The sequence below is a fragment of the Bacillus sp. JST-5 genome, from assembly GCF_057747715.1.
In genome coordinates this window covers 1-5,916 of sequence record NZ_JBYLHW010000102.1, presented here as the reverse complement: position 1 = coordinate 5,916, position 5,916 = coordinate 1, and the positions used below count along the sequence as shown (strand labels likewise).

Below are 5,916 nucleotides of genomic sequence, written 5' to 3'. Positions count from 1 at the left end.
GATTATTGTCAGTACGCTTCGATAACATCCTAAATTTCCCCCGTTAACCAAGAATTCTATCCCTATTATACAAAAAAGCCTGTAGATTTGGCCCCTAAGTAAGGGACTTTGTCTACAAGCTGAAACGAGGATGATTTCCTCGTTAAATGGTTTCTTCTAATTCTGTTTTTTTCTCATGTTTGTGAAATGATTGAAAACTGTTAATTAAGATGTCAAGATGTTCCAAATGCTCACTATATTCGGTAATGGCAGATATAATGTGCATTAAATGGTAAAGATGAAGGGTATCCAAATCATTATTATGATTTTGATATTCCATATATAAATCTAATAATAATTTTCGGTTTTGTAAGTATTCTTCCGATGATTGAATAGGAGTTTTTATATTTTCTGATAGTCTTAGTAACAGTTGTTCGTGAATATTTGTTAAATGATCTAGCTGTTGTTGAACAGTAATACAAAAGCTTTTGGGCACGTGATTCCATTCATTTTCAAAACGGTAAAATCGTTTTAAAATATGAAATGCCGCTCTTGTTGTACTCATAATTTGTCTGTAAATTACTAATCTCCGCTGATTAGCTAAACTTCTTTTTCTAAAACGAGGTCCTTCTTCTTTAAACATCATGTATAAAGACTCTATTTTATTAATCTGATCTTTCTTTTTTTCAACATTAACTTTTAAAGATTGATGGTCAATTCTTTTTCTTGAACAGAGTCGAATCCATTTTAATATTTCTCCCGTAACTTCGGATATAGATTCAAATAATTTTTTTTCATATTTTGGTGGGAGAAAGATGAGATTAACAATAAACGCTGACAGTACCCCAAGCATAATGGTAAAAAATCTTACTGATGCAAATTCAATAAACCCCTCGGACGGGCTTTGCATAATAACGATTAAAGTTACTAGAGAAAGAGAAATTGTTTTCTCCAAGTTTAATTTTAAGTTAATGATAATAATAATGATTGCAGCAAGGCCAATAAAGATAACATGGTTACCAAACAATAATACGAAAATTACTGCTATTATCGCACCAATAATATTTCCCTGTAACTGTTCTAGAATTGTTAAATAAGAACGATAAATAGTAGGTTGAACCGCAAAAACAGCCGATATTCCTGCGAATACCGGTGAAGGTACATTCAGTAGTTCTGCTATAAAAAGTGCCAAAACAATTGCAATTCCCGTTTTGAAAATACGGGCTCCTAATTTCATTTCTATTGATTTCCTTTCTTTCTTTTTTTTGTCTGAATCCATTATTCCCTTACCACGATTGTTCGAATCTTAAGGAGAAAAATGTATCCCACACGATATCATAATATGAAGAATAGGAAATATGATTATACCATTATGACAAATTTATAACAAAAAGAAATGAACAAATAAAGGAAAAATAAACAATTCCCTCATAAAACATGAGGGAAAGGTAATTTTTATTTTGCTAATTCTTTAAAAGCGTTGTTTACAGCTTCAATTGTATCTTGGATATCTTTTTCAGTATGACTGATGGTAATAAACCACGCCTCATATTTTGAAGGAGCTAAGTTTATCCCTTGTTTTAACATCAGTTTAAAAAACTTAGCAAACATTTCACCGTCTGTGTTTTCTGCTTGTGCATAGTTTTCCACTGTTTCATTAGTAAAATATACGGTAAGCGCTCCTTTTAACCGGTTAATAGTAATAGGGATATGATAAGTTTGAGCAGCGCGAAGAATTCCTTCTTCTAATTGAGCACCGAGCCGATCTAAATATTCGTAAACTCCATCTTCTTTTAATACTTCAAGACATGCAATTCCTGCTAAAATCGATGCTGGGTTTCCTGCCATTGTACCTGCTTGATATGCTGGGCCTAATGGTGCGACTTTTTCCATAATTTCTTTACGGCCACCATAAGCACCAATTGGTAATCCACCGCCAATTATTTTTCCAAGTGCTGTTAAATCAGGTTTGACTCCTAGTAAATCTTGAGCACCCCCGTACATAAAGCGAAAAGCAGTAATAACTTCATCATAAATAACAAGAGCACCCGCACGGTGAGTAATCTCATTTACTTTTTCTAAAAATCCTTCTTTAGGTTGAACAATCCCAAAATTTCCGACAATAGGTTCAACAAGAACAGCAGCTACTTGGTCTCCCCAATGATCCATTGCTTCTTGGAAAGCTTCCACATCATTATATGGAACAGTGATTACTTCTTTAGCGATACTTTTTGGTACACCTGCTGAATCTGGAGTTCCAAGTGTAGAAGGACCAGAGCCTGCAGCGACTAATACTAAATCAGAATGTCCGTGATAACATCCGGCAAACTTAACGATTTTATCTCTTCCGGTGTATGCCCGAGCTACACGAATGGTAGTCATAACTGCTTCTGTTCCAGAGTTTACAAAACGCACTTTATCCATAGATGGAATGGCTTCTTTTAACATTTTTGCAAATTTCACTTCATATGGTGTTGGTGTGCCATATAATACACCATTTTCAGCAGCTTTTTGAATAGCTTTTGTAATATGAGGATGTGCATGGCCGGTAATAATTGGGCCATATGCGGCTAAGTAATCAATATATTTATTTCCATCTACATCCCAAAAATAGGCACCTTTCGCTTTTTCCATTGCTACTGGTGCTCCTCCACCAACAGCTTTATATGAACGGGAAGGACTATTCACTCCGCCAACAATATGTTCCAATGCTTCTTGATGTAGTAACTCTGACTGTTTGAAATCCATTTATATTCCTCCTAAAACTTGTTCATAGCTATTATTCTAGCAGTTTTTTCGAGTTCATGTCATCATTTGTAGTATTTAGGTTTAGAAATTAGCGTTAGTCATAATTTGGACAAGGGTGGCGTATAGTTTTATGAAATAAAAAGTGGGGGAACCGCTATGGTTTTTTATGTTTCGTTGTTCGTCATCATCGTATGTATGGTAATGAGTTTAAGAACGCTTTTTATCCCTTCAACTTTAAAAGAAAAGCATCTATCGGTAAAAAGTTTAATTTACATTATGAGTGTTTATGCGACGATTATGATTGGATTTGCATTAATATATGTATTGTTTTATGAAAATGGATATTTTGTTTTTTCAGAGAATGGAGATGTCATAACTGGAGATTATAAATTTATGTTAAAAACAAGTTTATATTTTAGCGGGGTTACGATTTTCTCTGTTGGGTTTGGAGATATTTCGCCAGTCGGTGTAGGTCGATTTATTGCCATAGTTGAGGCGTTAATCGGTTATAGTATCCCGGCGGCATATGTCGTTCGCTCCGTAATTTTATGGGATGACAAAAGTTAAGCATTATACTTGTCTTATGTGACTCTATTCGTTACGCTAATCGTAAATATTCAATCATGAAGGGAGTATAACTATGGTTAATGTTGGACAATTAGCCCCTGATTTTCAAAAAGAAGCTACTAACGGACAAATAGTAAAACTAAGTGATTTTCTTGGGAAAAATGTTGTTCTTTATTTTTATCCGAAAGATATGACTCCTGGCTGCACAACTGAAGCATGTGATTTTCGTGATCAATATGAGGAATTTAGAGACTTAAATTGCGTCATTATCGGTGTTAGTACAGATCCATTGAAACGTCATGAAAAGTTTATTGAAAAGTATCAATTGCCATTTTTATTAATATCCGATGAAGATCATGAAGTAGCTGAGAAATATGGTGTTTGGAAATTGAAAAAGAATTTTGGCAAAGAATATATGGGAATAGAACGCTCAACATTTGTGATTGATCAAGAAGGGAAAATTGTAAATGAGTGGCGTAAGGTAAAAGTAAATGGACATGTGGAAGAGGTTCTTCAATATGTAAAAGAGCATTTATCGTAAAACTATTGACCTAAAGACGCCTATTTTTATTGAAAAAGGCATTTGTCCACTCCATTTTTTCATATAAGAATAATGTATAGTAGGGCATACCTCCTCAAAGATCTTCACTCATCGTTTGTCGGGCCTAAACATTGGATACTACCGGTTTTATATAAACCGGTAGTTTTTTTATAGGAAAAATCGACCAAATTATTAAATGATGTTGAAAAATTTTAAAAAGTTCTTATAATAGAAGTCTATGTAAAATTTTTTATATTAGGGGGGAATCTTTTGGAAGCAAAAGTAGAAAAGAAAGGTATTTTTATGCGTTTGCTGGATAAAATCGAAATTGTAGGAAACAAACTTCCACATCCTATTACACTATTCTTTATTTTTGCAGCACTTGTTGTACTTTTATCAGCTTTTCTTTCCATAATTGGATTGTCTGTAGATGATCCTGCGTCAGAAACAGGCAAAACTGAGGTTTTTAACCTGTTAAGTAAAGAAGGAATACAGTACATGTTTGAAAGCGCTGTTACAAACTTTACTGGATTTGCACCATTAGGAACAGTTCTTGTAACAATGCTAGGTATTGGAATTGCAGAGCGTTCAGGTTTAATTAGTGCAGCTTTACGTGGATTTGTTACTGCAGTACCAAAATCATTAATTACAGCAGCATTAGTTTTCGGTGGAATAATGTCAAGTATGGCAGCAGATGCTGGTTATGTTGTTTTAACTCCACTAGGGGCTGTATTGTTTGCTGGAATGGGTAGACATCCATTAGCAGGTTTAGCAGCCGCATTTGCTGGGGTTTCTGGGGGTTTTAGCGCAAACTTATTATTAACATCACTTGACCCATTATTAGGTGGATTAACTATTGAAGCAGCTAAAACAATAGACCCAGCATATGCTGATAGCATGAACTATGCAATGAACTATTATTTTATGTTTGTATCTGTTTTTGTACTTACTATTGTAGGTACCTATATTACGGAGAAGGTCATTGAACCTCGCTTAGGAAAATATAAAGGAGAATATCAAGAAGAAGTAAATTCTCTTTCACCAATTGAGAAAAAAGGATTATGGGCTGCATTTATTTCACTAATTATTACAACCATCTGTTTAGCTTTATTAGCTATTCCAAATTTCGGACCATTAGGTGGTACGGGGAAATTTGTTGATTCTCCATTTTTACACAATTTAGTCCCTGTTCTATTAATTTTCTTCTTTATTCCAGGGTTTGTATACGGAAAAGTAACAAAATCAATAAAAAACGATAAAGATGTAGCCAATCAATTATCTGATACAATGGCTACAATGGGAATGTACATTGTTCTTGCTTTTGCAGCAGGTCAATTTATCGGATACTTTAACCATTCAAATATTGGACGAGTATTAGCACTATCAGGTGCAGAATTGTTGCAAAATTTAGGATTAAAAGATGCACCTATTATTCTAATTCTTGCTTTTATTCTTGTAACAGCATTTATTAATTTATTTATAGGAAGTGCATCAGCAAAATGGGCTCTCATGGCACCTGTATTTGTACCGATGATGATGCAACTTGGGATTTCACCTGAATTAGCACAAGTAACATATAGGATAGCCGACTCAACGACAAATATTATTTCACCGTTAATGCCTTATTTTGCAATAGTAATTGCATTTGCACAAAAATATGATAAGAAAGTAGGAATAGGAACTTTAATTTCTACAATGTTACCTTATTCTATTGCATTTACAATCATTTGGGTAATTATGCTAATTGTGTGGATGCTCACTGGACTAGATTTAGGACCAGGTGCACCAATCTACTATAATGGTTAAAAGAAAGCTCAGAGGCGATCTCTGAGCTTTTGTTTATGTGCGCCCGGCATGTACATGAACTATAGGGTGTAAGTCCCGAACCCCGAAGACAGAAGTAGAGGTTAGCCAAGAGCAAGGGTGTCCGTGGTGACGCGGAATCTGAAGGAAGCTGGAGGCAAAACACCGGTCCGAGGAACACGAACCTCATATAAGGCTAGATATGATTGAGTGAGTTTGCATAACAAAACAAAGCTCTTTCTGTCGAAGGTCATATCGAGTAAATGAGGCGGATAGAT

Annotated in this window: 5 protein-coding genes; 3 read left to right on the top strand and 2 right to left on the bottom strand. The window is 34.7% G+C overall.

Annotated features, from left to right (window positions below):
• Positions 1 to 142: 142 nt before the first annotated feature.
• Both AC3ASS_RS13455 and AC3ASS_RS13450 read right to left on the bottom strand, forming a co-directional pair.
• Positions 143 to 1,258 (bottom strand): FUSC family protein, encoded by a 1,116-nt coding sequence (locus AC3ASS_RS13455; RefSeq protein WP_488284037.1) that lies wholly within the window; start codon positions 1,256 to 1,258, stop codon positions 143 to 145.
• Positions 1,259 to 1,434: 176 nt separating this feature from the next.
• Positions 1,435 to 2,727 (bottom strand): glutamate-1-semialdehyde 2,1-aminomutase, encoded by a 1,293-nt coding sequence (locus tag AC3ASS_RS13450; protein ID WP_488284036.1) that lies wholly within the window; start codon positions 2,725 to 2,727, stop codon positions 1,435 to 1,437.
• 156 nt (positions 2,728 to 2,883) lie between these two features.
• Between AC3ASS_RS13450 and AC3ASS_RS13445 the strand changes: the two genes are divergently transcribed.
• The 3 genes from AC3ASS_RS13445 to AC3ASS_RS13435 all read left to right on the top strand — a co-directional run bounded on the left by AC3ASS_RS13445 (position 2,884) and on the right by AC3ASS_RS13435 (position 5,641).
• Positions 2,884 to 3,294 carry an ion channel gene (locus tag AC3ASS_RS13445; RefSeq protein WP_488284035.1) on the top strand — a complete coding sequence of 137 codons (411 nt, stop codon included), beginning with the start codon at positions 2,884 to 2,886 and terminating at the stop codon, positions 3,292 to 3,294.
• 73 nt (positions 3,295 to 3,367) lie between these two features.
• On the top strand, positions 3,368 to 3,835 hold the full coding sequence (bcp, locus tag AC3ASS_RS13440; RefSeq protein WP_488284034.1) for a thioredoxin-dependent thiol peroxidase: 468 nt from the start codon (positions 3,368 to 3,370) through the stop codon (positions 3,833 to 3,835).
• 303 nt (positions 3,836 to 4,138) lie between these two features.
• Positions 4,139 to 5,641: an AbgT family transporter gene (locus AC3ASS_RS13435; RefSeq protein WP_488284038.1), complete on the top strand. Its 1,503-nt coding sequence runs from the start codon at positions 4,139 to 4,141 to the stop codon at positions 5,639 to 5,641.
• The last annotated feature ends 275 nt before the right edge of the window (positions 5,642 to 5,916 follow it).